Below are 24,680 nucleotides of genomic sequence, written 5' to 3'. Positions count from 1 at the left end.
CGATGGTAGTGTGGGGTTTCCCCATGTGAGAGTAGGTCATCGTCAAGATTAAATTCCGAAACCCCATTTGCGAAAGCAGATGGGGTTTTGTTTTGCGCGGTCGAAAAGTGCCCTAAAATTTCTGGGTGATTTCATGAATGTTCTCAGCGATAAATTTGCTGCAGCCGCCTCATTTTTCCTACTCGTAAGACGTCGGTTTCTCCAGGGCCTGCATCGCATCAATAAATGCGCTGACACGCTTCTGAATCCTGAAGAGTTCTGGCGCGGGCGCATTCGTCCATCACGTGAAGCAGTATCCCGCTCGAAGCTCGAGCGGTGCCTTGGGTGGGCTCTTTGATAATCAGAAGGGGTGGTTGTAGCGGCCTTGCAAGGCCTCTGAGTGGGCTCGCTGGACTTTATAGTGGGTGGGGAGGCGGATGGTGCTAACTCGCTCTCTGGGCGCCGTTGCGGCCTCAGGGCGCTTTTCTACAGGCGAAAAAAAAGACCTTGAAATTCAAGGTCTTTCTTTAAGATGGTGCCCCGAGGGAGACTCGAACTCCCACTCCTTTCGAAAACGGATTTTGAATCCGCCGCGTCTACCAATTCCGCCATCAGGGCTCAATGGCGGCGAAGTATAGAGATGAGATTACCGTTGGTCAATCACGTTTCATGGTCTATTTTCACTATTTCCGCTAGACTTCCCGGCCCTGCTAGACGAACCCCATCATGCGCGTTGCTGACTTTACTTTTGAACTCCCTGATTCGCTGATTGCTCGCCACCCTTTGGCCGAGCGTCGCGCCAGTCGACTGCTGACCCTGGACGGGGCCAGCGGTACCCTCGCACACCGTCAATTCACTGATTTGCTTGAGCATTTGCGTCCGGGCGATCTGATGGTGTTCAACAATACCCGGGTAATCCCGGCGCGCCTGTTTGGCCAGAAAGCATCCGGTGGCAAGTTGGAAATTCTGGTGGAGCGAGTGTTGGACAGCCATCGTGTGCTGGCCCACGTACGCTCCAGCAAGTCGCCGAAACCGGGTTCGAGCATCCTTATCGAGGGTGGCGGTGAAGCCGAGATGGTGGCGCGTCATGATGCGCTGTTCGAACTCCGGTTCGCCGAAGAGGTTTTGCCGTTGCTGGAGCGCGTCGGCCATATGCCGTTGCCTCCTTATATCGACCGCCCGGACGAAGACTCGGACCGTGAACGCTATCAAACGGTCTACTCCCAGCGCCTCGGTGCGGTTGCCGCGCCGACTGCCGGGCTGCATTTTGACCAGTTGCTGCTGGATGCGATCACTGCCAAAGGCGTCGAGACAGCCTATGTGACCCTGCACGTGGGGGCCGGCACGTTTCAGCCGGTGCGTGTGGATAACATCGAAGACCACCATATGCACAGCGAATGGCTGGAAGTCAGCCAGGACGTCGTGGACGCGGTTAACGCCTGCAAGGCGCGCGGCGGGCGGGTGGTTGCGGTGGGCACCACCAGCGTGCGCTCCCTTGAGAGCGCGGCGCGTGATGGCGTGCTCAAACCGTTCAGTGGCGACACCGATATCTTTATTTATCCAGGCCGGCCGTTCCATGTGGTCGATTGCCTGGTCACCAACTTCCATTTGCCCGAATCCACGCTCTTGATGCTGGTGTCGGCCTTCGCGGGTTATCCCGAAACAATGGCGGCGTATAAAGCAGCCATCGACAATGGATACCGTTTTTTCAGCTACGGTGATGCGATGTTTATCACCCGTAATCCGGCGCCGCGCGGCCCAGAGGAACAACTATGAGTCGTATGTCGTTTGAATTGCTCGCCACCGACGGCAAAGCCCGTCGCGGCCGCCTGACGTTTCCGCGCGGTACGGTAGAGACCCCGGCATTCATGCCGGTGGGCACCTACGGCACCGTCAAAGGCATGCTGCCGCGTGACATCGTCGCCACCGGTGCCGAGATCATCCTCGGCAACACCTTTCACCTGTGGCTGCGCCCGGGCACAGAGGTGATCAAGAAGCATGGCGACCTGCATGACTTCATGAAGTGGCAAGGCCCGATCCTTACGGACTCGGGTGGTTTCCAGGTGTTCAGCCTGGGTGCCATGCGCAAGATCAAGGAGGAGGGCGTGACCTTCGCCTCACCCGTGGACGGTTCCAAAGTGTTCATGGGCCCGGAAGAGTCGATGCAGGTGCAACGCGACCTGGGTTCTGACATCGTGATGATTTTCGACGAGTGCACACCGTACCCTGCTGATGAGGACGTTGCGCGGATTTCCATGGAGCTGTCGCTGCGTTGGGCCCAGCGCTCGAAGAACGCACACGGTGATAACACCGCTGCGCTGTTCGGTATCGTGCAGGGCGGCATGCATGAAAACCTGCGCAAACGCTCGCTGGAAGGCCTCGACAAAATCGGCTTTGACGGCCTGGCCATCGGCGGTTTGTCGGTGGGCGAACCCAAGCACGAGATGATCAAGGTACTGGACTACCTGCCAGGCCTGATGCCCGCTGACAAACCTCGTTACCTTATGGGCGTTGGCAAACCCGAAGATCTCGTAGAGGGTGTGCGCCGCGGTGTGGACATGTTCGATTGCGTGATGCCAACCCGTAATGCCCGCAATGGGCATCTGTTCATCGATACAGGCGTGCTCAAGATCCGTAACGCGTTCCATCGCCATGATGATTCGCCGCTGGATCCCACCTGTGATTGCTACACCTGCCAGAACTTCTCCCGTGCTTATCTGCACCATCTGGACAAATGCGGGGAAATGCTGGGTAGCATGTTGAATACCATCCACAATTTGCGTCACTACCAAGTCCTGATGGCTGGTTTGCGCGAGGCTATTCAACAGGGTACATTGGCCGCCTTCGTCGATGCCTTCTATGCCAAGCGCGGGCTCCCTGTGCCGCCCTTGGACTAAGTTTTCCGACCCTAAGATTCACTATTTGCAACTGGAGTGCTAAATGAGCTTTTTTATCTCTAACGCCATGGCTGACGCCGCTGCGCCTGCTGCTGCCGGCCCTATGGGCGGTGGTTTCGAGTGGATTTTCCTGGTCGGCTTCCTGGTCATCTTCTACCTGATGATCTGGCGTCCACAGGCCAAGCGTGCCAAAGAGCAGAAGAACCTGCTGGGCAGCCTGCAGAAAGGTGACGAAGTTGTGACCACCGGCGGTATCGCGGGCAAGATCACCAAGGTTTCCGATGCTTTCGTGGTTCTGGAAGTCTCCGACACCGTGGAAATGAAGTTCCAGAAGGGCGCCATCGCCGCCACGCTGCCAAAAGGCACGCTCAAAGCGATCTAAGTTCCAACCTTTACCAATCGACGGGGCGCGCAAGGCGCCCCGCGTTATAAGCGGGCGGCGTGATGCTGAACAAATACCCTCTGTGGAAATACCTACTGATCCTGGCGGTGCTGGCGATCGGTTTTATTTATTCCGCTCCCAATCTTTACCCTGATGACCCGGCGATCCAGATCACTGGCGCCAGCACTTCCCTGCAGGTCAACCAGGCTGATCTGGAACGCGCGAGCAAGGCACTGACCGACGCGGGTATCCAGGTTAAAGCGGCAACATTGGCAGCTGGTGCGAAGGGCGGGTTGTTGCGCCTGACCAAGCAAGAAGACCAATTGCCGGCAAAAGATGTCGTACGCAAGGCCATGGGTGACGACTATGTCGTTGCGCTGAACCTGGCGCAGACCACCCCACAGTGGTTGCGCAACATTGGCGCGCATCCGATGAAGCTGGGTCTGGACTTGTCCGGCGGTGTGCACTTCCTGCTGGAAGTCGACATGGACAAAGCTCTCGATGCTCGCCTGAAAGTCTACGAAGGCGACGTGAAGAGCTTGCTGCGTAAAGAGAAGCTGCGCTACCGCAGTCTGCCGCAGCTCAACGGTGCCATCCAGCTTGGCTTCTCTGACGAAGCCACCCGCGAACAGGCCCGTGCGCTGATCCGCAAGAACTTCAACGATTTCGACATCGTACCGGCCGACCTGAATGGTCAGGCTGTACTGCGTCTGGCGATGAGCCCGGCCAAAATCGCAGAAATTCGCGAATATTCCATCAAGCAGAACTTGACCACGGTACGTAACCGCGTCAACGAGTTGGGTGTGGCCGAGCCGATCGTTCAGCGTCAGGGCGCCAACCGCATCGTGGTTGAGCTGCCGGGCGTGCAGGACACCGCTGAAGCCAAGCGTATCCTGGGTAAAACCGCCAACCTGGAATTCCGTCTCGCGGCTGAGCCGGGTGCTTCCCGTGCGACTTCCGAAGAGTTTGAGTTCCGTGAAGGCAACCGTCCTCCAGCGCTGATCGAGCGTGGCTTGATCATCACCGGTGACCAGGTAACTGACGCCAAGGCTGGTTTCGACTCGCAGCACGGTAGCCCTGAAGTGAACATCCGCCTGGATGGTCATGGTGGCGAACTGATGAGCCGCGCCACGCGCAGCAACGTTGGTCGCAGCATGGCGGTAATCTTCATCGAGCAGCGCCCGGTGACCACCTACACCAAGCAAATGGTCAACGGCGTTGAGAAAGACGTACCGGTGCAGACCTTCAAGGAAGAGAAGAAGATCATCAGCCTGGCGACCATCCAGTCGCCGCTGGGTGCTCAATTCCGCATCACCGGCCTGAACGGCCAGGGCGAATCCTCGGAGCTGGCTCTGTTGCTGCGTGCCGGTGGCCTGGCCGCGCCGATGTACTTCGCTGAAGAACGTACCATCGGCCCGAGCCTGGGTGCCGACAACATCACCAAGGGTATCGACGCGGCCTTGTGGGGCATGCTGTTCGTGTCGCTGTTCATCATCGCCATCTACCGCTTCTTCGGCATCATTGCCACCGTGGCCCTGGCGGGCAACATGGTGATGCTGCTGGCCCTGATGTCGCTGCTGGGCGCTACGCTGACCCTGCCAGGTATCGCCGGTATCGTACTCACCATGGGTATGGCGGTAGACGCCAACGTGCTGATCTTCTCGCGGATTCGTGAAGAGATCGCAGCCGGCATGACCGTGCAGCGTGCAATCAACGAAGGCTTCGGCCGGGCATTTACCGCGATTCTCGACTCCAACCTGACCACATTGCTGGTCGGCGGGATTCTCTTTGCCATGGGCACCGGCCCTGTCAAAGGTTTTGCGGTAACCATGTCCCTCGGTATCTTTACCTCGATGTTCACGGCCATCATGGTGACCCGCGCAATGGTCAACCTGATCTTTGGCGGGCGTGACTTCAAGAAGTTGTGGATTTAAGGGGCTGCCATGTTACGTACAATCAACTTCATGGGCGTTCGCAACATTGCGTTCGGCGTCACCGTGCTCCTTACCGTTCTGGCGTTGTTCAGCTGGTTCCATAAGGGCCTGAACTACGGTCTGGACTTCACCGGCGGTACGCTCATTGAGCTGACCTACGAGAAGCCGGCCGACGTCACCCTGGTGCGCACAGAGCTGGTCAAGGCTGGCTATCACGAAGCCATCGTGCAGAGCTTCGGTGCGACCACCGACCTGCTGGTGCGCATGCCTGGCGAAGACCCGCAACTGGGTCACCAGGTAGCTGAAGCCTTGCAGAAGGTGGGGGGCGACAACCCGGCGTCAGTTAAGCGCGTCGAGTTCGTGGGCCCGCAAGTGGGTGAAGAGCTGCGCGACCAGGGCGGCCTCGGCATGCTGATGGCGCTGGTCGGCATCATGATCTACCTGGCTTTCCGCTTTCAGTGGAAGTTCGGTGTCGGCGCCATTGTGTCGCTGATCCACGACGTGATCGTGACCGTGGGTATCCTGGCGTTCTTCCAGATCACCTTCGACCTGACCGTACTGGCGGCCGTGCTGGCGATCATTGGTTACTCCCTCAACGACACCATTGTGGTATTCGACCGGGTTCGTGAGAACTTCCGCGTGCTGCGCAAGGCGTCGCTGATCGAGAACATCAACATCTCCACCACCCAGACCCTGCTGCGGACCATGGCGACGTCGATCTCCACCTTGCTGGCGATCGCGGCACTGATGATCTTCGGTGGTGACAACCTGTGGGGCTTCTCCCTGGCACTGTTCATCGGCGTCCTGGCGGGTACCTACTCGTCGATCTACATCGCCAACGTGGTGCTGATCTGGCTGAACCTCAACAGCGAAGACTTGATCCCTCCTGCTGCTACCGGCAAGGAGGTCGACGACCGCCCTTGATGGACGCTTGTTGATCTGCTGTTACAAAGAAGGCACGAGTATTGAACTCGTGCCTTTTTTTTTGCTCCAAGGCTGGGTATAGCGCGGATCTTTCGGTCCGTTTGTGATGGTCAGGAGGTTCAACGTGAACAAGTCGTTACTGGTTGGTGCGGTATTGGGTGCTGTCGGTGTGACTGCCGGGGGTGCTGTTGCCACCTACAGCCTGGTAAAAAGCGGCCCTGAGTATGCGCAAGTGCTGGCGGTGCAGCCGGTGAAAACCCAGATTAAAACGCCTCGCGAGGTCTGCAAGGACGTCGCTGTAACCCGGCAGAAGCCGGTGCAGGATCAGCATCAGATCGTTGGTACCGTGGTTGGTGCACTTGCTGGTGGCCTGTTGGGTAACCAGGTCGGTGGCGGTAACGGCAAGAAGTTGGCCACCGTAGCCGGTGCGGTCGGTGGTGGTTACGCCGGTAACAAGGTTCAGGAAGGTATGCAGAACCGTGATACCTACACCACCACCCAGACTCGCTGTAACACCGTCAACGACATCAGCGACAAGGTAGTCGGCTACGACGTGCGTTACACCTTGGATGGCAAGGAAGGTTCGGTGCGCATGGATCGTGATCCGGGCGGCCAGATTCCAGTCGACAAGGAAGGGCGTCTCGTTCTGGGCCAGAACCAGCCGTAATTCCAAGGCCTAGTTCAATTCAAAGTGTGGGAGGGGGCTTACTGGTATTTAAGCCCGCATGAAATCCCAGGCATAAAAAAGCACCCCTAAGGGTGCTTTTTTTTGCTCGCTCGCTTAACGCTTCAGCGAAGCCGGCAGGTGCGGCTGGATCGCCGTCAGTACTGCCTTGAAGCATTTGGTGTTGCCGGCAACTACGTGGCCTTTTTCCAGGAAATCATGACCGCCGGTGAAGTCGCTCACCAGGCCGCCTGCTTCCTGGATCAACAGGGCGCCCGCAGCCATGTCCCACTCGGACAGGCCCGACTCCCAGAACGCATCAAAACGACCGGCAGCTACGTAAGCCAGGTCCAGGCTTGCTGCGCCAGCGCGACGAATGCCGGCGGTCTGGCCAACCAGGGCGCGGAACATGCCCAGGTAGTTTTCCAGGTTGTCCATCTGGTCGTCACGGAACGGGAAGCCGGTACCCAGCAGGGCGCCGTCCAGGCTGGTGCGACCGCTGACGCGCAGGCGACGACCGTTCAGTTGGGCGCCACGGCCACGGCTGGCGGTGAATTCTTCCTGGCGAACCGGGTCCAGTACAACGGCGTGTTCCAGGCGGCCACGGTATTTGCAGGCAATGCTGACAGCAAAGTGTGGGATGCCACGCAGGAAGTTGGTGGTGCCGTCCAGTGGGTCGATGATCCACAGGTAGTCTTCGCCTTCGCCGCTGCCTTTGTGCAGGCCGGTTTCTTCTCCGAGGATGCCGTGGGTAGGGTAGGCCTTGCGCAGCGCGTCGATGATTTTCTGTTCGGCGGCGCGATCCACCTCGGATACATAATCCTTGGCGTCTTTTTCGTCGACCTTGATGGTATCCAGGCGCTCGATGGAGCGGAAGATCAATTCACTGGCGCTGCGGGCGGCGCGCAGCGCGATATTCAGCATGGGCTGCATGGATGTGTCACCTAAGGTTGTTAAAGAAAGCCGAGCATTCTAGCAGAAACTTTCTTCAGGTGAAGGACGACGTTAGCTTTCATGGCATAACCTTAGGCTGTTCTGTAAGATTTGCTCCCTTTTCCCATGTCCGAGAGCGCCTCCCTTGCTGCAAAACATTCGTGTCGTCTTGGTCAATACCAGTCATCCCGGCAATATCGGCGGGGTGGCGCGAGCCATGAAAAACATGGGGCTGACGCGCCTGGTGCTGGTCGAGCCGCGCGTGTTCCCGCACCACGAGGCCGATGCCCGGGCGTCCGGTGCCAATGACATCCTCGAAAAAGCCCAGGTCGTCGCCACTCTGGAGGACGCCTTGGTCGGCTGCAACCTGGTGCTCGGCACCAGCGCCCGTGACCGCCGCATCCCCTGGCCGCTGCTGGATCCGCGAGAGTGCGGTACCAAAGTAGTGGAGGAGGCGGCAGGAGGCGCTGAAATCGCCTTGGTGTTTGGCCGTGAAGATTCCGGCCTGACGAACGAAGAGCTGCAGCGATGTCATTACCACGTGCACATTCCATCAGACCCTGAGTTCAGCTCGCTGAACCTCGGGGCAGCGGTGCAGGTGTTGAGTTACGAAGTACGCATGGCCTGGCTGGCCGCTGAAGGTCAGCCGAGCAAGGTAGAGAAGGATGAAGTGGCGTCGACCAAAAGTGGTGAGTTGGCCACCATGGACGAGCTGGAGCGGTTCTATGAGCACCTGGAGCAAACCCTGGTGGCCATCGAATTCCTCGATCCGGAAAAACCGCGGCACTTGATGGCGCGCCTGCGCCGCCTGTACGGGCGCAGCTCGGTCAGCCGGGCGGAAATGAATATATTGCGTGGCATCCTCACGGAAACCCAGAAAGCGGCCCGTGGCGAGCTTCTTAAGCGGAAGGATTAAAAATGTTCGAGCGTTTGCGAGAAGATATCCAGAGTGTTTTCCATCGTGACCCGGCGGCGCGCAACGCCTTTGAAGTGCTGACCTGCTACCCGGGCATGCATGCGATCTGGATCCATCGCCTGTCTGGTGCCTTGTGGAATATGGGCTGGAAATGGCTGGCGCGGCTGGTGTCGAACTTCGGTCGCTGGTTGACCGGGATCGAGATTCATCCGGGTGCCAAGGTGGGGCGTCGCTTCTTTATCGATCACGGCATGGGCATCGTCATTGGCGAGACTGCCGAAATTGGTGATGACGTGACCCTGTACCAGGGTGTGACCCTGGGTGGTACCAGCTGGAACAAGGGGAAGCGCCACCCGACGCTGGAGAATGGCGTGGTGGTGGGCGCGGGTGCCAAGGTGCTTGGTCCGTTCACGGTAGGCGCTGGCGCCAAAGTCGGCTCCAACGCCGTGGTGACCAAGGCCGTGCCGGCCGGCGCCACCGTGGTGGGTATTCCGGGGCGGATCATCGTCAAGCCGGAAGTGGGCGATGAGCAGGAAGCCAAGCGCAAGGCCATGGCCGAGAAAATCGGCTTCGATGCCTACGGTGTCAGCGAAGACATGCCCGACCCTGTGGCGCGCGCCATCGGCCAGTTGCTTGACCACCTGCAGGCGGTGGATGGCAAGTTGGACGGTATGTGCGGCGCGCTGAAGGAGCTGGGCAGCAGCTACTGTGCGAAAGATTTGCCTGAGCTGCGCGAAGAGGACTTTGCCGAGATCAAGAGTGAGCCCGCCACCAAAGCTGGCTGAGATCTTACATTCGCTGCAAAGCCCATGTGGAAGGGGGGTTGCCCCCCCCCGATGGCCATCTGTCAGTCACCCAATATATTGACTGATCCACCGCTATCGGGGGCAAGCCCCCTCCCACATTTTGATCTCCATTGGTCTCGGAATTCCTGCTCGGCCTTGTTCCCGCTGTTCGTCCCCACCCCATCCTGCTATGATTCGCGCGCCCTTTTTGCGGGTAATCCTGACTAAAGTACTAGGTCTTATAGTTGACTTAAATACTCGGGAATCGCATACTTGCTCCCATTCTGAAACACCTTGGTACTTGTCCATGAGACTGACTACAAAAGGCCGATACGCGGTGACCGCCATGCTTGACCTGGCCTTGCACGCGCAAACTGGGCCGGTGTCCCTGGCCGATATCTCCGAGCGCCAAGGCATTTCCCTGTCCTACCTTGAGCAGTTGTTCGCCAAATTGCGCCGCAGCAATCTGGTCTCCAGCGTACGTGGGCCGGGCGGCGGCTATCAGCTGTCCCGCGACATGCAGGGCATCCAGGTAGCCCAGGTGATCGACGCGGTCAACGAGTCCGTCGATGCGACCAAATGCCAGGGCCTGGGTGATTGCCACGCTGGCGACACCTGCCTGACGCACCACTTGTGGTGTGACTTGAGCCTGCAGATCCATGAGTTTTTGAGTGGTATCAGCTTGGCTGATCTTGTGACTCGCCGTGAGGTGCAAGAAGTAGCCCAGCGTCAGGACCAGCGCCGTTGCAATACCAAGGCGCCGCGTCTGGACAAGATCGAAGCGTCCGCCGTCGAGTGACAGCCGAAGAGCTAACGGCACGCCAGCCAGCCTGATTTAGGAGAAAGTCCATGAAATTGCCGATTTACCTTGATTACTCAGCGACCACCCCGGTTGATCCGCGTGTCGCGCAAAAGATGAGCGAATGCCTGTTGGTCGACGGAAACTTCGGCAACCCGGCCTCCCGTTCCCATGTGTTCGGCTGGAAAGCCGAGGAAGCGGTCGAGAACGCTCGTCGCCAGGTCGCTGACTTGGTTGGCGCTGACCCGCGTGAAATCGTCTGGACTTCCGGTGCTACCGAATCCGACAACCTGGCTATCAAGGGCGCGGCGCATTTCTACGCGACCAAAGGCAAGCACCTGATCACCACCAAGATTGAGCACAAGGCTGTCCTCGACACCATGCGCCAACTGGAGCGTGAAGGTTTCGAGGTCACTTACCTCGAGCCAACCACCGACGGTATCGTCACCCCGGCCATGATCGAAGCCGCGCTGCGTGAAGACACCATCCTGGTTTCCGTGATCCACGTGAACAACGAAATCGGCACCATCAACGACATCGCGGCCATCGGCGAGCTGACTCGCTCCAAGGGTATCCTGCTGCACGTCGACGCTGCTCAGTCCACCGGCAAGGTTGATATCGACCTGTCGAAACTGAAAGTCGACCTGATGTCGTTCTCGGCCCACAAGACCTACGGCCCTAAAGGCATCGGCGCCCTGTACGTGAGCCGCAAGCCACGTGTGCGCATCGAAGCGACCATGCACGGCGGCGGTCACGAGCGCGGCATGCGTTCGGGCACCCTGGCGACTCATCAGATCGTCGGCATGGGCGAAGCCTTCCGCGTAGCCAAGGAAGACATGGCTGCCGAAAACGTACGTATCAAGGCCCTGAGCGATCGCTTCTACAAGCAGGTCGAGAACCTTGAAGAGCTGTACATCAACGGCAGCATGACCGCCCGTGTACCGCACAACCTGAATTTGAGCTTCAACTACGTCGAAGGCGAGTCGCTGATCATGGCGCTCAAGGACCTGGCGGTTTCGTCCGGTTCGGCCTGCACCTCGGCATCCCTTGAGCCTTCGTATGTACTGCGCGCCCTGGGCCGCAACGACGAACTGGCGCACAGCTCGATCCGCTTTACGTTCGGCCGCTTCACCACCGAAGAGCAAGTCGACTACGCCGCGCAGAAAGTCTGCGAAGCCGTCAACAAGCTGCGCGTCCTGTCGCCGCTGTGGGACATGTACAAAGACGGTGTCGATATTTCCAAGATCGAGTGGGCGGCACACTAACTATAGAAGCCGCCACCCAAGCTCTGTAGGAACGTGGCGGAAAACGCAGGCGTTTCTACAGGGTTCCAGAGCGGCCCTGATGAGTGAGGATTCAGTACCATGGCTTACAGCGAAAAGGTCATCGACCACTACGAAAACCCGCGCAACGTCGGCAAGATGGACGCGGAAGACCCTGATGTCGGCACCGGCATGGTTGGCGCTCCGGCGTGCGGCGATGTGATGCGCCTGCAGATCAAGGTCAACGACGCTGGCGTTATCGAAGACGCCAAGTTCAAGACTTACGGCTGCGGTTCGGCCATCGCCTCCAGCTCCCTGGCGACCGAATGGATGAAAGGCAAGACCCTGGATGAGGCTGTGACTATCAGCAACACCCAACTGGCCGAAGAACTGGCCCTGCCGCCAGTGAAAATCCACTGCTCCGTGCTTGCTGAAGACGCCATCAAGGCGGCCGTTCGCGACTACAAGCAGAAGAAAGGCTTGATCTAAGCATTTGGCGACGAGTAAGGAGTCAACGATGGCTATCAGCATGACAGAAGCGGCTGCGCGGCACGTGCGACGCTCCCTGGATGGGCGCGGTAAAGGTGAGGGGATTCGTCTGGGTGTTCGCACCACGGGCTGTTCCGGCCTTGCCTATGTGCTGGAGTTCGTCGACGAGGTGGTTGAGGAAGACCAGGTGTTCGAAAGTCACGGCGAGAAAGTGATCATCGACCCTAAAAGCCTGACCTACCTGGACGGCACCGAGCTTGATTTCGTCAAGGAAGGGTTGAACGAAGGCTTCAAGTTCAACAACCCCAACGTACGCGGTGAATGTGGCTGCGGCGAAAGCTTCAACATCTGAGGCTATTTGTGGGCACTCCTTGTCATTTCGCTTTATTCGAGCTGCAGCCGAGCTTTCGGCTGGACCTCGAGCAGCTTGCCACGCGCTATCGAGAATTGGCGCGTGGGGTGCATCCGGACCGCTTCGCTGACGCTTCCGAGCGTGAGCAACGCCTGGCGCTGGAGCAATCGGCCAGCCTCAACGAAGCCTATCAGACGCTCAAGAGTCCTCCTAAACGCGCGCGTTACTTGCTCGCGATGAATGGTGGCGAGTTGCCGCTGGAAGTGACCGTGCACGACCCGGACTTCCTGATGCAGCAGATGCAGTGGCGTGAAGAGCTAGAAGACTTGCAGGACGAAGCCGATGTGGCGGGTGTTGCGGTCTTCAAGCGTCGTCTGAAAGTTGCCCAGGATGAGCTCAACGAAAGCTTCGCAGCCTGTTGGGATGATGCAGCGCAACGTGAACAGGCCGAACGCCTGATGCGGCGCATGCAGTTCCTCGACAAGCTCACCTACGAAGTGCGCCAGCTAGAAGAGCGCCTCGACGATTAACCCAGTGCTGTCCGTGATGCACGCCTGATAGACAGATAAGACCTGATTACCATGGCCCTACTGCAAATCGCCGAACCCGGTCTAAGCCCTCAACCGCACCAGCGTCGCCTGGCGGTGGGGATTGACTTGGGCACCACCAATTCCCTGGTTGCTGCCTTGCGCAGCGGCCTGTCCGAGCCGCTGCCCGACGCTGATGGCCAGGTGATCCTGCCGTCCGCCGTGCGCTATCACGCTGATCGCACCGAAGTGGGCGAATCGGCCAAGCTGGCGGCGTCTACCGACCCTTTGAACACCGTGCTGTCAGTCAAGCGCTTGATGGGTCGTGGTCTGTCCGACGTCAAGCAATTGGGCGACCAACTGCCGTACCGCTTTGTCGGTGGCGAATCCCATATGCCGTTCATCGACACCGTCCAGGGTCTGAAAAGCCCGGTGGAAGTGTCGGCGGATATCCTCAAGGTGTTGCGCCAGCGCGCGGAAACCACGTTAGGCGGCGAGCTGGTCGGTGCGGTGATTACGGTTCCGGCCTATTTCGACGATGCGCAGCGCCAAGCCACCAAGGACGCGGCGAAGCTCGCTGGCCTGAATGTATTGCGCCTGCTCAACGAGCCGACTGCTGCGGCCGTGGCCTATGGCCTGGACCAGCACGCTGAAGGCCTGGTCGCTATTTACGACCTGGGTGGTGGCACTTTTGATATTTCGATTCTGCGCCTGACTGGCGGTGTGTTCGAAGTACTGGCAACCGGTGGCGATACAGCACTGGGTGGCGATGACTTCGACCACGCCATCGCGGGTTGGATCATCAGTAGCGCCGGCTTGTCCGCTGACCTGGATCCGGGCGAGCAGCGAAACTTGCTGCAAACTGCCTGTGCCGCTAAAGAGGCGCTGACTGATGCTGCTTCTGTTGACGTTTCCTACGGCAGTTGGTGCGCCAAGCTGACTCGCGAAGCCTTCGATTCGTTGATCGAACCGATGGTCGCTCGTAGCTTGAAAGCCTGCCGTCGCGCCGTGCGTGACTCCGGTATCGAGCTGGAAGATGTCGGTGCCGTGGTCATGGTCGGCGGTTCCACCCGTGTGCCAAGGGTTCGCGAAGCCGTTGCCGAAGCCTTTGGCCGCCAGCCGCTGACAGAGATCGACCCGGACCAGGTGGTTGCCATTGGTGCCGCCATCCAGGCCGATACCCTGGCCGGCAATAAGCGCGATGGCGGCGAACTGCTGCTGCTTGACGTGATCCCGCTGTCCCTGGGGCTGGAAACCATGGGCGGGCTGATGGAGAAGGTGATTCCACGGAACACCACCATCCCCGTCGCCCGTGCCCAGGACTTCACCACCTACAAAGATGGCCAGACGGCCATGATGATTCATGTGCTGCAAGGCGAGCGCGAACTGATCAGCGACTGCCGCTCCCTGGCACGCTTTGAATTGCGCGGCATCCCGGCCATGGTTGCGGGTGCGGCGAAGATTCGCGTGACCTTCCAGGTCGATGCCGACGGCCTGCTCAGCGTAGCCGCGCGTGAGTTGGGTTCGGGCGTTGAAGCGAGCATCCAGGTAAAGCCGTCCTACGGCCTGACTGACGGCGAAATCGCCAAGATGCTCAAGGACTCGTTCCAATACGCCGGTGACGACAAGGTCGCGCGCGTACTGCGTGAGCAACAAGTGGATGCCCAACGCCTGCTCGAAGCAGTGCAGGGCGCCCTTGACGCCGACGGTGAGCGCCTGCTGGATGCCGAAGAGCGCATGGTCATCGACCTGCAGATGCAGGAACTGGCCGAACTGATGAAAGGCAACGATGGTTACGCCATCGAGCAACAGACCAAGCGCTTGTCGCAGGTCACTGACGCCTTTGCCGCCCGCCGCATGGATCAGACGGTGAAAGCCGCACTGGCCGGGCGCAACCTGAATGAAATCGAGGAATAATTAATGCCGCAGGTCATTTTTCTGCCACACGCCGAGCATTGCCCGGACGGTATGGTTGTTGAGGCTGAGACCGGCAAGTCCATCCTCGAAGTAGCTCATGACAACCACATCGAGATCGAAAGTGCCTGTGGTGGTGTGTGCGCCTGCACCACCTGCCACTGCATCATTCGCGAAGGCTTCAATAGCCTGGAAGAGGCCGATGAGCTGGAAGAGGACTTTCTTGATCGCGCCTGGGGCCTGGAAGCCACTTCTCGCCTAAGCTGTCAGGCTAAGGTTGGGACTGAAGACATCACCGTCGAAATTCCGAAATATTCGCTCAATCATGCTGCCGAAGCGCCGCACTGATTCAAGGAAGTGTCATGAGTCTTAAATGGGTTGATGTACAAGAGATCGCTATCCTGTTGGCCGACGGCAACCCGGATATGGATCCCTATTCCCTGAATTTTGTTGCTTTGCGTGACATGGTCATGGCCTTGCCAGGCTTTGATGATGAGCGCGATCGCGGTGGCGAAAAGGTTCTGGAAGCTATCCAGACGGCCTGGAAAGAAGAACAGGACTGACGCCTCCCTTACGCAGTTAGGCAATGCCTAAGAACCCGCGTATAATTCGCGGGTTTAATTTTTCGTAAATTACCGTTTCTGGAGTTACACCATGGCTGTTCAACGTACTTTCTCCATCATCAAGCCTGACGCTGTTGCAAAAAACGTCATCGGCGAGATCACCACTCGTTTCGAAAAAGCCGGCCTGAAGGTTGTAGCTTCGAAACTCAAGCAACTGTCCAAGGCAGAAGCTGAAGGCTTCTACGCTGAGCACAGCGCTCGTGGTTTCTTCGGTGACCTGGTTGCCTTCATGATCTCCGGTCCTGTTGTTGTTCAGGTTCTGGAAGGCGAAAACGCCATCGCTCTGAACCGTGAGCTGATGGGCGCTACCAACCCTAAAGAAGCAGCTGCCGGCACCATCCGTGCTGATTTCGCTGACTCCATCGACGCCAACGCTGTACACGGTTCGGACTCCGAAGCCGCTGCTGCTCGCGAAATCTCGTACTTCTTCGCAGCTACTGAAGTAACCACTCGCTAAGCAACGGCTTAAAGAGTGAGGGTGAATCCATGACGACATCGACTGTAAAAACCAACCTGCTGGGGCTGACTCAACAGGAAATGGAAAAATTCTTCGACTCAATCGGGGAGAAGCGTTTCCGTGCCGGTCAGGTAATGAAATGGATTCACCACTTTGGCGTCGACGATTTCGACGCCATGACGAACGTCAGCAAGGCCTTGCGCGACAAGCTCAAGACCATTGCTGAAGTGCGTGGCCCCGAAGTGGTCAGCGAGGACATCTCCAGCGACGGCACCCGTAAATGGGTGGTGCGCGTGGCGTCCGGCAGCTGCGTCGAGACCGTGTACATTCCCCAGGGCAAGCGCGGCACCTTGTGCGTTTCGTCCCAGGCAGGCTGTGCCCTGGATTGCAGTTTCTGCTCCACCGGCAAGCAAGGCTTCAATAGCAACCTCACCGCCGCCGAAGTGATCGGCCAGGTGTGGATTGCCAACAAATCCTTTGGCAGCGTCCCGGCGACCGTCGACCGTGCCATCACCAACGTGGTGATGATGGGCATGGGTGAGCCGCTGCTGAACTTCGACAACGTCATTTCGGCCATGCACCTGATGATGGACGACCTGGGCTACGGCATCTCCAAGCGCCGCGTGACCCTGTCGACCTCCGGCGTGGTACCGATGATCGATGAGCTGGCCAAGCACATCGACGTCTCCCTGGCGTTGTCGCTGCACGCACCCAATGACGCATTGCGTAACCAATTGGTGCCGATCAACAAGAAGTATCCGCTTAAGATGCTGCTCGAATCTTGCCAGCGTTATATGGCGACCTTGGGCGAGAAGCGCGTTCTGACCATTGAGTACACCATGCTCAAGGACATCAACGACAAGGTCGAGCACGCGGTCGAGATGATCGAACTGCTCAAGAACACCCCGTGCAAGATCAACCTGATTCCGTTCAACCCGTTTCCACATTCTGGTTACGAGCGGCCGAGCAACAACGCCATCCGCCGTTTCCAGGATCAACTGCACCAGGCTGGCTACAACGTGACCGTTCGCACCACCCGTGGTGAAGACATCGACGCCGCCTGTGGCCAATTGGTAGGACAGGTGCTGGACCGCACCCGTCGCAGCGAACGTTATATTGCGGTGCGCGAACTGAGCGCTGCCGACGATATGCCGCAAAGCGCTGTGAATCGAACCTGAGAGAGGATCTCTATGCCCTTGCGCCTTGCGCTGCTTCTGCTTGTTACCGGCCTCGTGGCCGGTTGTGTTTCATCGGGCCATGACAGCCCGTTGCAAACCGGCAAGGGCCGTGACGAGGCGCGAGTTGCCTATGTGCAACTGGGGTTGGGTTATCTGAGACAAGGCATGAGCGAACAGGCCAAGGTGCCGTTGAAAAAGGCCCTTGAGCTGGACAGCGACGATGCCGATGCCAATGCCGCACTGGCCCTGGTGTTCCAGGCCCAGGCCGAGCCTGAACTGGCTGACCGGTATTTCAACAAAGCCCTGGCCGCAAGGCCTGCCGACCCGCGGCTGCTGAACAATTACGGCAGCTTCCTGTTCGAGCAAAAGCGGTATGACCAGGCAGCCCTTTATTTCCAGCAAGCCAGTACTGATACCCTCTATCCTGAGCGCTCGCGGGTGTTCGAGAACCTTGGGGTGACCTCAATGCGCCTCGGCCAGCGCGACAGCGCACGCCAGCAGTTGAAAAAAGCCCTGCACTTGAACGGCCATCAGCCACGAGCGCTGCTCGAAATGGCTGAGTTGTCTTACGAAGACAGGCATTATGTGCCGGCACGTGACTATTACGAGCGTTTTAGCCTGCTCAGCGGGCAAAATGCACGTAGTCTATTGCTCGGTGTGCGCCTGGCGACGGTTCATGAAGAACGCGACACGGCCGCACGTTTTGGCCAGCAACTCGAACGACTCTATCCCGGTACGCCGGAATATCAGCAATACCTGTCGGAGCAATGATGAAAGCGGCGCACCCGGAAGTTGTAGCAGCTAATCGCGTAAACCCAGGCGACACTTTGCGTCAGGCCCGCGAAAGCAATGGTTGGTCGCTGGCGGAAGTGGCCCTCAAGCTCAATTTGACCACCACCTCCCTGGGGAACCTTGAGGCCGGCGCATTCGACAAGCTGCCTGGGCATACCTTCGCCCGCGGCTATATCCGCGCCTATGCCAAGCTGTTGGGCATTGACCAGGCCGTATTGGTCCAGCAATTCGATCAATTCACCGGTACCGACTCCCAGGGCAGCAATGTGCATGGCTTGGGTCGCATCGAAGAGCCGGTGCGGGTTTCCCACACGATTTTGCGAATTGTCAGCCTGTTGTTGCTGATCGCCGTGATCGGCGGCGGTTTTGTCTGGTGGCAAGACCAGGCGTCCCAGCGCAGCAAAGACATGACCAGCAACGCCATGGAGCACGTCGAAGTCGAGAGCGCCGACGGCACCACCCAGATTCATCCGCTGGATGAGCCGGAAGACCAGGCCGTTGCCCAAGGCCAGGCTGCCCCTGAAACCCCGGCCACCGTCGAGCAGTCCGAACCGGAAACTGCCCAGGCCCCGACAGTTGCCGTACCGACCCCAGTCACACCGGCCGAGCCAGCTCACACGCCAGCAGCCCCGGTTGCCCAGGCCCATACACCGGCCGCTCCAGCCCAGGCGCCAGCGACTACGGCGCCAGCCGCTCCGGCAGCCCCGGCGATTTCACCACCCACCACCCCAGCGTTGATCGCCGGTGACGGGCGTGTACAAATTACCTTCGTTGCTGACTGCTGGACGCAAGTCACCGACGGCAATGGCAAAGTGCTGGCCAGTGGTCTCAAGCGTAAGGGAGATACGCTCGACCTTGGCGGCAAGCCTCCTTTGACGCTGCGTCTGGGCTTTGCCCGTGGCGCGCAAGTGGCCTACAACGGCCAGCCTGTAGACGTAGCGCCGTTCACCACTGGCGAGACCGCTCGCCTGAAGTTGGGACAATAGTCATGCACGGCGAATCTCCAATCAAACGTCGCGTATCGCGCAAGATCTGGGTTGGCTCGGTGCCAGTGGGTGGCGATGCCCCCATCGCGGTACAGAGCATGACCAACAGCGACACCAATGATGTTGCCGCCACCGTTGCCCAGATCAACCGTCTGGAAGCGGCCGGGGTAGACATCGTGCGGGTATCCGTCCCGGACATGGATGCTGCCGAGGCGTTCGGTCGCATCAAGCAACTGGTCAAGGTGCCGCTGGTTGCCGACATTCACTTTGACTACAAGATCGCCCTGCGCGTGGCTGAGTTGGGCGTCGATTGCCTGCGCATCAACCCGGGCAACATCGGTCGTGAAGACCGTGTGCGCGCCGTGGTGGATGCGGCCCGTGATCGCGGGATCCCGATCCGTATCGGCGTCAACGCCGGTTCCCTGGAAAAAGACCTGCAAAAGAAGTACGGCGAACCCACTCCGGCAGCGCTGGTTGAGTCGGCGCTGCGCCACGTTGAACACCTGGAACGCCTGAACTTCCAGGACTTCAAGGTCAGCGTAAAGGCCTCCGACGTGTTCATGGCGGTCGAAGCCTATCGCCTGCTGGCCAAGGAAATCGTGCAACCGTTGCACCTGGGCATCACCGAAGCCGGCGGTTTGCGCTCAGGCACAGTGAAATCTGCGGTGGGTCTCGGTATGCTGCTCGCCGAAGGGATTGGCGATACTATCCGCATCTCGTTGGCGGCAGACCCGGTAGAGGAAGTGAAAGTCGGCTACGACATTCTCAAATCCCTGCGTTTGCGTTCCCGCGGCATCAACTTCATTGCCTGCCCGAGCTGCTCGCGGCAGAACTTCGACGTGGTGAAAACCATGAACGACCTGGAGTTGCGCCTCGAAGACCTGCTGGTCCCGCTGGATGTTGCAGTGATCGGTTGTGTGGTCAACGGCCCGGGTGAAGCCAAGGAAGCCCATGTGGGCTTGACCGGCGGCACACCGAACCTGATTTACATCGACGGCAAGCCGTCGCAGAAGTTAACGAATGACAATCTGGTGGATCAGCTGGAAAAGTTGATCCGCGAGAAAGCGGCCGAAAAGGTCGCCGCTGACGCAGCGCTGATCGCACGCGGCTAAGAACGAATTTAAGGATTTGATGTGAGCAAGTCTCTGCAAGCCATTCGTGGCATGAACGACATCCTGCCGGAGCAAACGCCGCTGTGGCGCTACTTCGAGAGCACTGTCGCGCGCCTGCTGGATAACTACGGTTACAAGCAGATCCGCATGCCGATCGTTGAGTTCACCGAGCTGTTCAAGCGCTCCATCGGTGAAGTGACCGACATCGTCGAAAAAGAGATGTACACCTTTGAAGACCGTAACGGCGACTCCCTGACTTTGCGTCCGGAAGGTACCGCCGCGTGCGTGCGCGCCGTGCTCGAACATGGCCTCACCGGTGGCGGCCAGCCGCAGAAGCTGTGGTACATCGGTCCGATGTTCCGCCACGAGCGCCCACAGAAAGGCCGTTATCGCCAGTTCCACCAGATCGGCCTGGAAGTCTTCAATCTCGACGGCCCGGACATCGATGCCGAGCTGATCGTGCTGACCTGGCGCCTGTGGGGCATGCTGGGTATCCGCGATGCGGTCAAGCTTGAGCTCAACAGCCTGGGCACCAGCGAATCCCGGGGCCGCTACCGCGAAGCCCTGGTGGAATTCCTGTCCGCCCACCTGGACAAGTTGGACGAAGACAGCCAGCGCCGTCTGAAAACCAACCCGTTGCGTGTGTTGGACACCAAGAACGCCGACACGCAAGCCGTACTGGTCGACGCGCCGAAAATGGCCGACTACCTGGACGACGAGTCCCGCACGCACTTCGAGGGCCTCAAGGCTCGTCTGGATGCGGCCGGTATTCCCTACGTGATCAACCCGAAGCTGGTGCGTGGCCTCGATTACTACAGCAAGACCGTGTTCGAGTGGGTCACCGACAAGCTCGGCGCCCAGGGCACCGTGTGTGCGGGCGGCCGTTATGACGGCCTGGTCGAGCAGATGGGCGGCAAGCCGACCACCGGCGTAGGTTTTGCCATGGGCATCGAGCGGCTGATCCTGCTGCTGGAAACCCTGGAACAGGTTCCGGAAGAAATATCCCGACAGGTGGACGTGTACCTGTGCGCCTTTGGCGAGGCCGCCGAACTGGCCGCCCTGGCCTTGAGCGAAAAAGTACGTGACCAGTTGCCGAACCTGCGCCTGCAGATCAATGCCGGCGCCGGCAGCTTCAAGAGCCAGTTCAAGAAGGCCGACAAGAGCGGTGCACTGTACGCACTGATCCTTGGCGATGACGAGTTGGCCCAGCAAGTGATAGGTTTCAAACCCCTGCGTGGCCAGGGCGAGCAACAGAACATTGCCTTTGATGCGCTCGCCGCGCACTTGGCCACCTGCGTCGTGCAGGGTTGAAGCTGTCGAACAGCCGAATTTAGCGATTAAGGAGTATTGGGGTGTCGAGTACTGATGATGAGCAGTTGGCCGAGTTCAAGGACTGGTGGCAGCGTAACGGCAAGCCCCTGGTTACTGGCGGTCTGCTGGCTTTAGTGGTGGTGTTCGGCTGGCAAGCCTGGACAAAGTATCAGGCCAACCAATCCCAGGGCGCCTCGATCCTCTATCAGCAATTGCTGGAAACCACCCTGACGCCGGACGGCAAGCCCGACCCAGCGCAAGTGGCGGACCTGGCCGGCAAGCTGAAGAGCGAATTCGGCGGTAGCACCTACGCCCAATACGGCAGCCTGTTCGTCGCGAAAGTCGCGGTCGACACCGGCAAGCTGGATGACGCCGCCGCAGAACTCAAGGCCATCGCCGACAAGCCGACCAACCCGACCCTGGGTGAAATCGCACGTCAGCGCCTGGCCCAGGTATTGGCGGCACAGAACAAGGCTGACGAAGCACTCAAACTGCTCGACGGCGATGCGGACAAGGCATTTGTAGCCACTCGCGAAGAGCTCAAGGGCGACCTGTTGGTCCAATTGGGTCGTACCGACGAAGCCAATGCTGCGTACAAGAAAGCCAAGGCGGCGCTGTCTGATGAAGCGGCGGTCGGTGGCTTACAAATCAAGCTGGACGACTTGGCCAAAGGGGATGCGTGACGTGATCCGTTGGAAACATGCAGCATTGCTGGCTCTGGCCGTTCTGGCCGCGGGTTGCAGCAGCAACAGTAAAAAAGAACTGCCTCCGGCCGAGCTGACCAGCTTCAAGGAAGAAGTCGTCCTGCAAAAGCAATGGAGCCGCTCCATCGGTGACGGCCAGGGCGAGACCTACAACATGCTGGTGCCGGCAATCGACGGTGACAACATTGTGGCCGCTGACGTGACCGGCGTGGTGATCTCCATGGATCGCATGAACGGCGACGTGAAGTGGAAGAAAGACCTCGAATTGCCCGTGTCCGGCGCCGTAGGCGTGGGTTACGGCATGGTCATGCTCGGCACGCTCAAGGGCGAAGTCGTGGCGCTGGACTCCAGCACCGGTGAAGAGAAATGGCGCGCTCGCGTGACCAGTGAAGTCCTCGCACCGCCTGCCACCAACGGCGATATCGTCGTGGTGCAAACCCAGGACGACCGTGTGATCGGCCTGGACGCCAGCACCGGCGAGCAGCGTTGGCTGTACGACAGCACCCCGGCGGTGTTGACCCTTCGCGGTACCAGTGGTCCGGTTGTGACCAACAATCTGGCCGTTGCAGGCCTGTCGACCGGTAAAGTAGTCGCCCTGGACACCAGGAACGGAGTGCCGGCCTGGGAAACCCGTGTGGCCATCCCCCAAGGTCGTTCCGAGCTGGATCGCGTAGTGGACATCGACGGTGGCTTGCTGCTGTCGGGTGAAACCCTCTACGTTGCCACTTACCAGGGCCGCGTTGCCGCGCTGGACCTGCAGAGCGGCCGTGTTAACTGGCAGCGTGATGCTTCCAGCTACGCCGGTGTCGCCCAGGGGTTTGGCAGCGTCTACGTAAGCCTGTCGTCCGGCACCGTTGAAAGTGTCGACGAGCGTTCCACCACTGCACTGTGGAGCAATGACTCCCTGGCCCGTCGTCAACTGTCGGCCCCGGAAGTGTTCTCCAGCTACGTAGCGGTCGGCGACTTCGAAGGCTACCTGCACCTGCTGAGCCAGGTGGATGGTCGTTTTGTAGGTCGTGAGCGTATCGACAGCGATGGCCTGCGTGCCCGTCCGCTGGTCGTGGGCAACATGCTTTATGTGTTTGGTAACAGCGGCAAGCTGGAAGCCCTGACCATCAAGTAAAGGTTTGACTATGCTTGGGGTAAAACCCAGGCGGCCCCGCTTCGGCGGGGCATGCGGCATTTGAATATGCTGCCCCGAGCACCAGCCGCTGCCTTGCAGCGGCTTTTGTATTTTCTGAAATAACGAAGTGGAGAGCCGCATGGTTCCCGTAATCGCCCTGGTGGGCCGACCTAACGTCGGCAAGTCCACCTTGTTCAACCGCCTGACCAGGACTCGTGACGCCATCGTCGGCGACTTGTCCGGTCTGACCCGTGATCGCCAATACGGTGAGGCAAAGTGGCAAGGGCGCTCCTACATTATTGTCGACACCGGTGGTATCTCCGGTGATGAGCATGGCATGGACGAAAAGATGGCCGAGCAGTCGCTGCTGGCCATTGAAGAAGCCGATGTCGTGTTGTTCCTGGTGGACGCCCGCGCGGGCTACACCGCTGCCGATCAGATGATTGGCGAGCACCTGCGCAAGCGCAATAAGCGTTCCTATCTGGTCGCCAACAAGATCGATAACATCGATCCTGAGGCGGCCCGTGCCGAATTCAGTCCGATGGGCCTTGGCGACGCGATCCCGGTCGCCGGTGCCCACGGTCGTGGTATCACCCAGATGCTGGAAATCGCCCTGCGCGACTTCCCCAAGGATGACGCCGAGGAAGAAGAAGGCGAAGAAGAGATCGTTGCCGAAGGCGAGGAAGCCAAGCGCATTCCTGGCCCAAGCGAAAAAGACGGTATCAAGATTGCGATCATCGGTCGCCCGAACGTGGGCAAGTCGACCCTGGTCAACCGCATGCTCGGTGAAGACCGGGTAATCGTCTACGACCAGCCCGGCACCACCCGCGACAGTATCTACATCCCGTTCGAGCGTAACGACGAGAAGTACACGCTGATCGACACCGCCGGTGTGCGTAAGCGCGGCAAGATCCACGAGGAAGTTGAAAAGTTCTCCGTGGTGAAAACCCTGCAGGCAATCAAAGACGCCAACGTGGTGATCTTCGTGATGGACGCCCGCGAAGGCGTGGTAGACCACGACCTCAACCTGCTGGGCTTTGCCCTTGAAGCCGGTCGGGCCTTGGTCATCGCGATCAACAAGTGGGACGGCATGACGCCGAGCGAGCGCGATTTCGTCAAGATCGAGCTGCAGCGCCGCCTGTTCTTCGTCGAGTTCGCCGATATTCACTTCATCTCGGCCCTGCACGGCACGGGTGTGGGTAACCTCTACGCTTCCGTACAGAACTCGTTCAAGTCCGCGGTCACCCGCTGGCCGACCAACCGTCTGACCCAGATCCTCGAAGACGCAGTCGGCGAGCACGCACCGCCGATGGTCAACAACCGCCGGATCAAACTGCGTTACGCCCACTTGGGTGGTGCCAACCCGCCGATTATCGTGATCCACGGTAACCAGATCGAGAAGGTGCCCAAGTCCTACGTGCGTTACCTGGAAAACACCTACCGCCGTGTCTTGAAACTGGTCGGTACGCCGATCCGTATCGAGTTCAAGGGTGGCGAGAACCCATACGAAGGCAACAAGAACACACTGACTGACCGTCAGGTGAACAAGAAGCGTCGTTTGATGACTCACCACAAGAAGGCCGACAAGAAGCGCCGCGACAAGAAATAGCCGCCGCTTCACGTTGTAAGCTACAGGC

At 59.1% G+C, this 24,680-nt stretch carries 26 protein-coding genes and 1 tRNA gene; 25 read left to right on the top strand and 2 right to left on the bottom strand.

Annotation, left to right across the window (positions count from 1 at the left end):
- Window positions 1–512: 512 nt before the first annotated feature.
- A tRNA-Leu gene (locus FBY10_RS27475) sits at window positions 513–597 on the bottom strand.
- A gap of 108 nt (window positions 598–705) precedes the next feature.
- On the opposite strand from FBY10_RS27475, the gene queA reads away from it, so the two are divergent.
- From queA to FBY10_RS27445, 6 genes are all read left to right on the top strand, one after another.
- Window positions 706–1,755: a tRNA preQ1(34) S-adenosylmethionine ribosyltransferase-isomerase QueA gene (gene queA / locus FBY10_RS27470; RefSeq protein ID WP_145338384.1), complete on the top strand. Its 1,050-nt coding sequence runs from the start codon at window positions 706–708 to the stop codon at window positions 1,753–1,755.
- Window positions 1,756–1,760: 5 nt separating this feature from the next.
- On the top strand, window positions 1,761–2,876 hold the full coding sequence (gene tgt, locus FBY10_RS27465) for a tRNA guanosine(34) transglycosylase Tgt (protein ID WP_167655194.1): 1,116 nt from the start codon (window positions 1,761–1,763) through the stop codon (window positions 2,874–2,876).
- A 43-nt stretch (window positions 2,877–2,919) separates the two neighbouring features.
- On the top strand, window positions 2,920–3,258 hold the full coding sequence (gene yajC / locus FBY10_RS27460; protein ID WP_003175975.1) for a preprotein translocase subunit YajC: 339 nt from the start codon (window positions 2,920–2,922) through the stop codon (window positions 3,256–3,258).
- Window positions 3,259–3,320: 62 nt separating this feature from the next.
- Window positions 3,321–5,192 carry a protein translocase subunit SecD gene (secD, locus tag FBY10_RS27455; protein WP_131697998.1) on the top strand — a complete coding sequence of 624 codons (1,872 nt, stop codon included), beginning with the start codon at window positions 3,321–3,323 and terminating at the stop codon, window positions 5,190–5,192.
- A gap of 9 nt (window positions 5,193–5,201) precedes the next feature.
- Window positions 5,202–6,116 (top strand): protein translocase subunit SecF, encoded by a 915-nt coding sequence (secF, locus tag FBY10_RS27450; protein ID WP_131697997.1) that lies wholly within the window; start codon window positions 5,202–5,204, stop codon window positions 6,114–6,116.
- A 124-nt stretch (window positions 6,117–6,240) separates the two neighbouring features.
- A complete protein-coding gene (locus FBY10_RS27445; protein WP_131697996.1) occupies window positions 6,241–6,783 on the top strand; it encodes a glycine zipper 2TM domain-containing protein in 543 nt (180 codons plus the stop codon).
- Between the two features lie 114 nt (window positions 6,784–6,897).
- On the opposite strand, the gene suhB is transcribed toward FBY10_RS27445, so the two are convergent.
- Window positions 6,898–7,713 carry an inositol-phosphate phosphatase gene (gene suhB / locus FBY10_RS27440; protein ID WP_003175971.1) on the bottom strand — a complete coding sequence of 272 codons (816 nt, stop codon included), beginning with the start codon at window positions 7,711–7,713 and terminating at the stop codon, window positions 6,898–6,900.
- 145 nt (window positions 7,714–7,858) lie between these two features.
- On the opposite strand from suhB, the gene trmJ reads away from it, so the two are divergent.
- The 19 genes from trmJ to der all read left to right on the top strand — a co-directional run bounded on the left by trmJ (window position 7,859) and on the right by der (window position 24,652).
- Window positions 7,859–8,629, top strand: a complete 771-nt coding sequence (gene trmJ, locus FBY10_RS27435; protein WP_003210307.1) for a tRNA (cytosine(32)/uridine(32)-2'-O)-methyltransferase TrmJ — start codon at window positions 7,859–7,861, stop codon at window positions 8,627–8,629.
- A 2-nt stretch (window positions 8,630–8,631) separates the two neighbouring features.
- Window positions 8,632–9,414: a serine O-acetyltransferase gene (gene cysE, locus FBY10_RS27430; RefSeq protein ID WP_131697995.1), complete on the top strand. Its 783-nt coding sequence runs from the start codon at window positions 8,632–8,634 to the stop codon at window positions 9,412–9,414.
- A gap of 307 nt (window positions 9,415–9,721) precedes the next feature.
- The gene (iscR, locus tag FBY10_RS27425; protein ID WP_003194020.1) at window positions 9,722–10,213 is read left to right on the top strand and encodes a Fe-S cluster assembly transcriptional regulator IscR; all 492 of its coding nucleotides are present in this window, start codon (window positions 9,722–9,724) and stop codon (window positions 10,211–10,213) included.
- A 50-nt stretch (window positions 10,214–10,263) separates the two neighbouring features.
- Window positions 10,264–11,478: an IscS subfamily cysteine desulfurase gene (locus FBY10_RS27420; protein ID WP_017530022.1), complete on the top strand. Its 1,215-nt coding sequence runs from the start codon at window positions 10,264–10,266 to the stop codon at window positions 11,476–11,478.
- Window positions 11,479–11,577: 99 nt separating this feature from the next.
- Window positions 11,578–11,964, top strand: a complete 387-nt coding sequence (gene iscU, locus FBY10_RS27415) for a Fe-S cluster assembly scaffold IscU (protein ID WP_028617851.1) — start codon at window positions 11,578–11,580, stop codon at window positions 11,962–11,964.
- Between the two features lie 28 nt (window positions 11,965–11,992).
- Window positions 11,993–12,316 (top strand): iron-sulfur cluster assembly protein IscA, encoded by a 324-nt coding sequence (gene iscA / locus FBY10_RS27410; protein ID WP_048722793.1) that lies wholly within the window; start codon window positions 11,993–11,995, stop codon window positions 12,314–12,316.
- 8 nt (window positions 12,317–12,324) lie between these two features.
- Window positions 12,325–12,846 carry a co-chaperone HscB gene (gene hscB, locus FBY10_RS27405; RefSeq protein ID WP_027605413.1) on the top strand — a complete coding sequence of 174 codons (522 nt, stop codon included), beginning with the start codon at window positions 12,325–12,327 and terminating at the stop codon, window positions 12,844–12,846.
- A gap of 51 nt (window positions 12,847–12,897) precedes the next feature.
- A complete protein-coding gene (hscA, locus tag FBY10_RS27400) occupies window positions 12,898–14,760 on the top strand; it encodes a Fe-S protein assembly chaperone HscA (protein ID WP_145338385.1) in 1,863 nt (620 codons plus the stop codon).
- Window positions 14,761–14,763: 3 nt separating this feature from the next.
- On the top strand, window positions 14,764–15,105 hold the full coding sequence (gene fdx / locus FBY10_RS27395) for an ISC system 2Fe-2S type ferredoxin (protein ID WP_003175958.1): 342 nt from the start codon (window positions 14,764–14,766) through the stop codon (window positions 15,103–15,105).
- Window positions 15,106–15,119: 14 nt separating this feature from the next.
- The gene (iscX, locus tag FBY10_RS27390; protein ID WP_017846180.1) at window positions 15,120–15,320 is read left to right on the top strand and encodes a Fe-S cluster assembly protein IscX; all 201 of its coding nucleotides are present in this window, start codon (window positions 15,120–15,122) and stop codon (window positions 15,318–15,320) included.
- Between the two features lie 91 nt (window positions 15,321–15,411).
- The gene (gene ndk / locus FBY10_RS27385; protein WP_017846179.1) at window positions 15,412–15,837 is read left to right on the top strand and encodes a nucleoside-diphosphate kinase; all 426 of its coding nucleotides are present in this window, start codon (window positions 15,412–15,414) and stop codon (window positions 15,835–15,837) included.
- Window positions 15,838–15,866: 29 nt separating this feature from the next.
- Window positions 15,867–17,015 carry a 23S rRNA (adenine(2503)-C(2))-methyltransferase RlmN gene (gene rlmN / locus FBY10_RS27380; protein ID WP_131697993.1) on the top strand — a complete coding sequence of 383 codons (1,149 nt, stop codon included), beginning with the start codon at window positions 15,867–15,869 and terminating at the stop codon, window positions 17,013–17,015.
- Window positions 17,016–17,027: 12 nt separating this feature from the next.
- The gene (gene pilW / locus FBY10_RS27375) at window positions 17,028–17,786 is read left to right on the top strand and encodes a type IV pilus biogenesis/stability protein PilW (RefSeq protein WP_145338386.1); all 759 of its coding nucleotides are present in this window, start codon (window positions 17,028–17,030) and stop codon (window positions 17,784–17,786) included.
- Window positions 17,786–18,793 (top strand): RodZ family helix-turn-helix domain-containing protein, encoded by a 1,008-nt coding sequence (locus FBY10_RS27370; protein WP_145338387.1) that lies wholly within the window; start codon window positions 17,786–17,788, stop codon window positions 18,791–18,793. Before pilW ends, FBY10_RS27370 begins: the two co-directional genes overlap by 1 nt.
- Before the next feature lie 2 nt (window positions 18,794–18,795).
- Window positions 18,796–19,905 carry a flavodoxin-dependent (E)-4-hydroxy-3-methylbut-2-enyl-diphosphate synthase gene (gene ispG, locus FBY10_RS27365; protein WP_034115889.1) on the top strand — a complete coding sequence of 370 codons (1,110 nt, stop codon included), beginning with the start codon at window positions 18,796–18,798 and terminating at the stop codon, window positions 19,903–19,905.
- Window positions 19,906–19,926: 21 nt separating this feature from the next.
- The gene (hisS, locus tag FBY10_RS27360; protein WP_053135507.1) at window positions 19,927–21,216 is read left to right on the top strand and encodes a histidine--tRNA ligase; all 1,290 of its coding nucleotides are present in this window, start codon (window positions 19,927–19,929) and stop codon (window positions 21,214–21,216) included.
- A gap of 41 nt (window positions 21,217–21,257) precedes the next feature.
- Window positions 21,258–21,899: a YfgM family protein gene (locus FBY10_RS27355; RefSeq protein WP_131697990.1), complete on the top strand. Its 642-nt coding sequence runs from the start codon at window positions 21,258–21,260 to the stop codon at window positions 21,897–21,899.
- Window positions 21,892–23,043, top strand: a complete 1,152-nt coding sequence (gene bamB / locus FBY10_RS27350) for an outer membrane protein assembly factor BamB (RefSeq protein ID WP_131697989.1) — start codon at window positions 21,892–21,894, stop codon at window positions 23,041–23,043. The genes FBY10_RS27355 and bamB overlap by 8 nt, the downstream gene beginning before the upstream one ends.
- A gap of 139 nt (window positions 23,044–23,182) precedes the next feature.
- Window positions 23,183–24,652 carry a ribosome biogenesis GTPase Der gene (gene der, locus FBY10_RS27345; protein WP_053135513.1) on the top strand — a complete coding sequence of 490 codons (1,470 nt, stop codon included), beginning with the start codon at window positions 23,183–23,185 and terminating at the stop codon, window positions 24,650–24,652.
- Window positions 24,653–24,680 lie beyond the last annotated feature (28 nt).

Source organism: Pseudomonas sp. SJZ103, assembly GCF_007828335.1.
Classification (GTDB): domain Bacteria; phylum Pseudomonadota; class Gammaproteobacteria; order Pseudomonadales; family Pseudomonadaceae; genus Aquipseudomonas.
The sequence above is the reverse complement of the archived record's forward strand: the minus strand, read 5'-3'. Positions and strand labels throughout refer to the sequence as shown.

Coding starts and splice junctions, on each gene's coding strand:
- queA (WP_145338384.1), top strand. CDS start 706: ATGCGCGTTGCTGACTTTACTTTTGAACTCCCTGATTCGCTGATTGCT.
- tgt (WP_167655194.1), top strand. CDS start 1,761: ATGTCGTTTGAATTGCTCGCCACCGACGGCAAAGCCCGTCGCGGCCGC.
- yajC (WP_003175975.1), top strand. CDS start 2,920: ATGAGCTTTTTTATCTCTAACGCCATGGCTGACGCCGCTGCGCCTGCT.
- secD (WP_131697998.1), top strand. CDS start 3,321: ATGCTGAACAAATACCCTCTGTGGAAATACCTACTGATCCTGGCGGTG.
- secF (WP_131697997.1), top strand. CDS start 5,202: ATGTTACGTACAATCAACTTCATGGGCGTTCGCAACATTGCGTTCGGC.
- suhB (WP_003175971.1), bottom strand. CDS start 7,713: ATGCAGCCCATGCTGAATATCGCGCTGCGCGCCGCCCGCAGCGCCAGT.
- cysE (WP_131697995.1), top strand. CDS start 8,632: ATGTTCGAGCGTTTGCGAGAAGATATCCAGAGTGTTTTCCATCGTGAC.
- iscR (WP_003194020.1), top strand. CDS start 9,722: ATGAGACTGACTACAAAAGGCCGATACGCGGTGACCGCCATGCTTGAC.
- FBY10_RS27420 (WP_017530022.1), top strand. CDS start 10,264: ATGAAATTGCCGATTTACCTTGATTACTCAGCGACCACCCCGGTTGAT.
- iscU (WP_028617851.1), top strand. CDS start 11,578: ATGGCTTACAGCGAAAAGGTCATCGACCACTACGAAAACCCGCGCAAC.
- iscA (WP_048722793.1), top strand. CDS start 11,993: ATGGCTATCAGCATGACAGAAGCGGCTGCGCGGCACGTGCGACGCTCC.
- hscA (WP_145338385.1), top strand. CDS start 12,898: ATGGCCCTACTGCAAATCGCCGAACCCGGTCTAAGCCCTCAACCGCAC.
- fdx (WP_003175958.1), top strand. CDS start 14,764: ATGCCGCAGGTCATTTTTCTGCCACACGCCGAGCATTGCCCGGACGGT.
- iscX (WP_017846180.1), top strand. CDS start 15,120: ATGAGTCTTAAATGGGTTGATGTACAAGAGATCGCTATCCTGTTGGCC.
- ndk (WP_017846179.1), top strand. CDS start 15,412: ATGGCTGTTCAACGTACTTTCTCCATCATCAAGCCTGACGCTGTTGCA.
- rlmN (WP_131697993.1), top strand. CDS start 15,867: ATGACGACATCGACTGTAAAAACCAACCTGCTGGGGCTGACTCAACAG.
- pilW (WP_145338386.1), top strand. CDS start 17,028: ATGCCCTTGCGCCTTGCGCTGCTTCTGCTTGTTACCGGCCTCGTGGCC.
- FBY10_RS27370 (WP_145338387.1), top strand. CDS start 17,786: ATGAAAGCGGCGCACCCGGAAGTTGTAGCAGCTAATCGCGTAAACCCA.
- ispG (WP_034115889.1), top strand. CDS start 18,796: ATGCACGGCGAATCTCCAATCAAACGTCGCGTATCGCGCAAGATCTGG.
- bamB (WP_131697989.1), top strand. CDS start 21,892: ATGCGTGACGTGATCCGTTGGAAACATGCAGCATTGCTGGCTCTGGCC.
- der (WP_053135513.1), top strand. CDS start 23,183: ATGGTTCCCGTAATCGCCCTGGTGGGCCGACCTAACGTCGGCAAGTCC.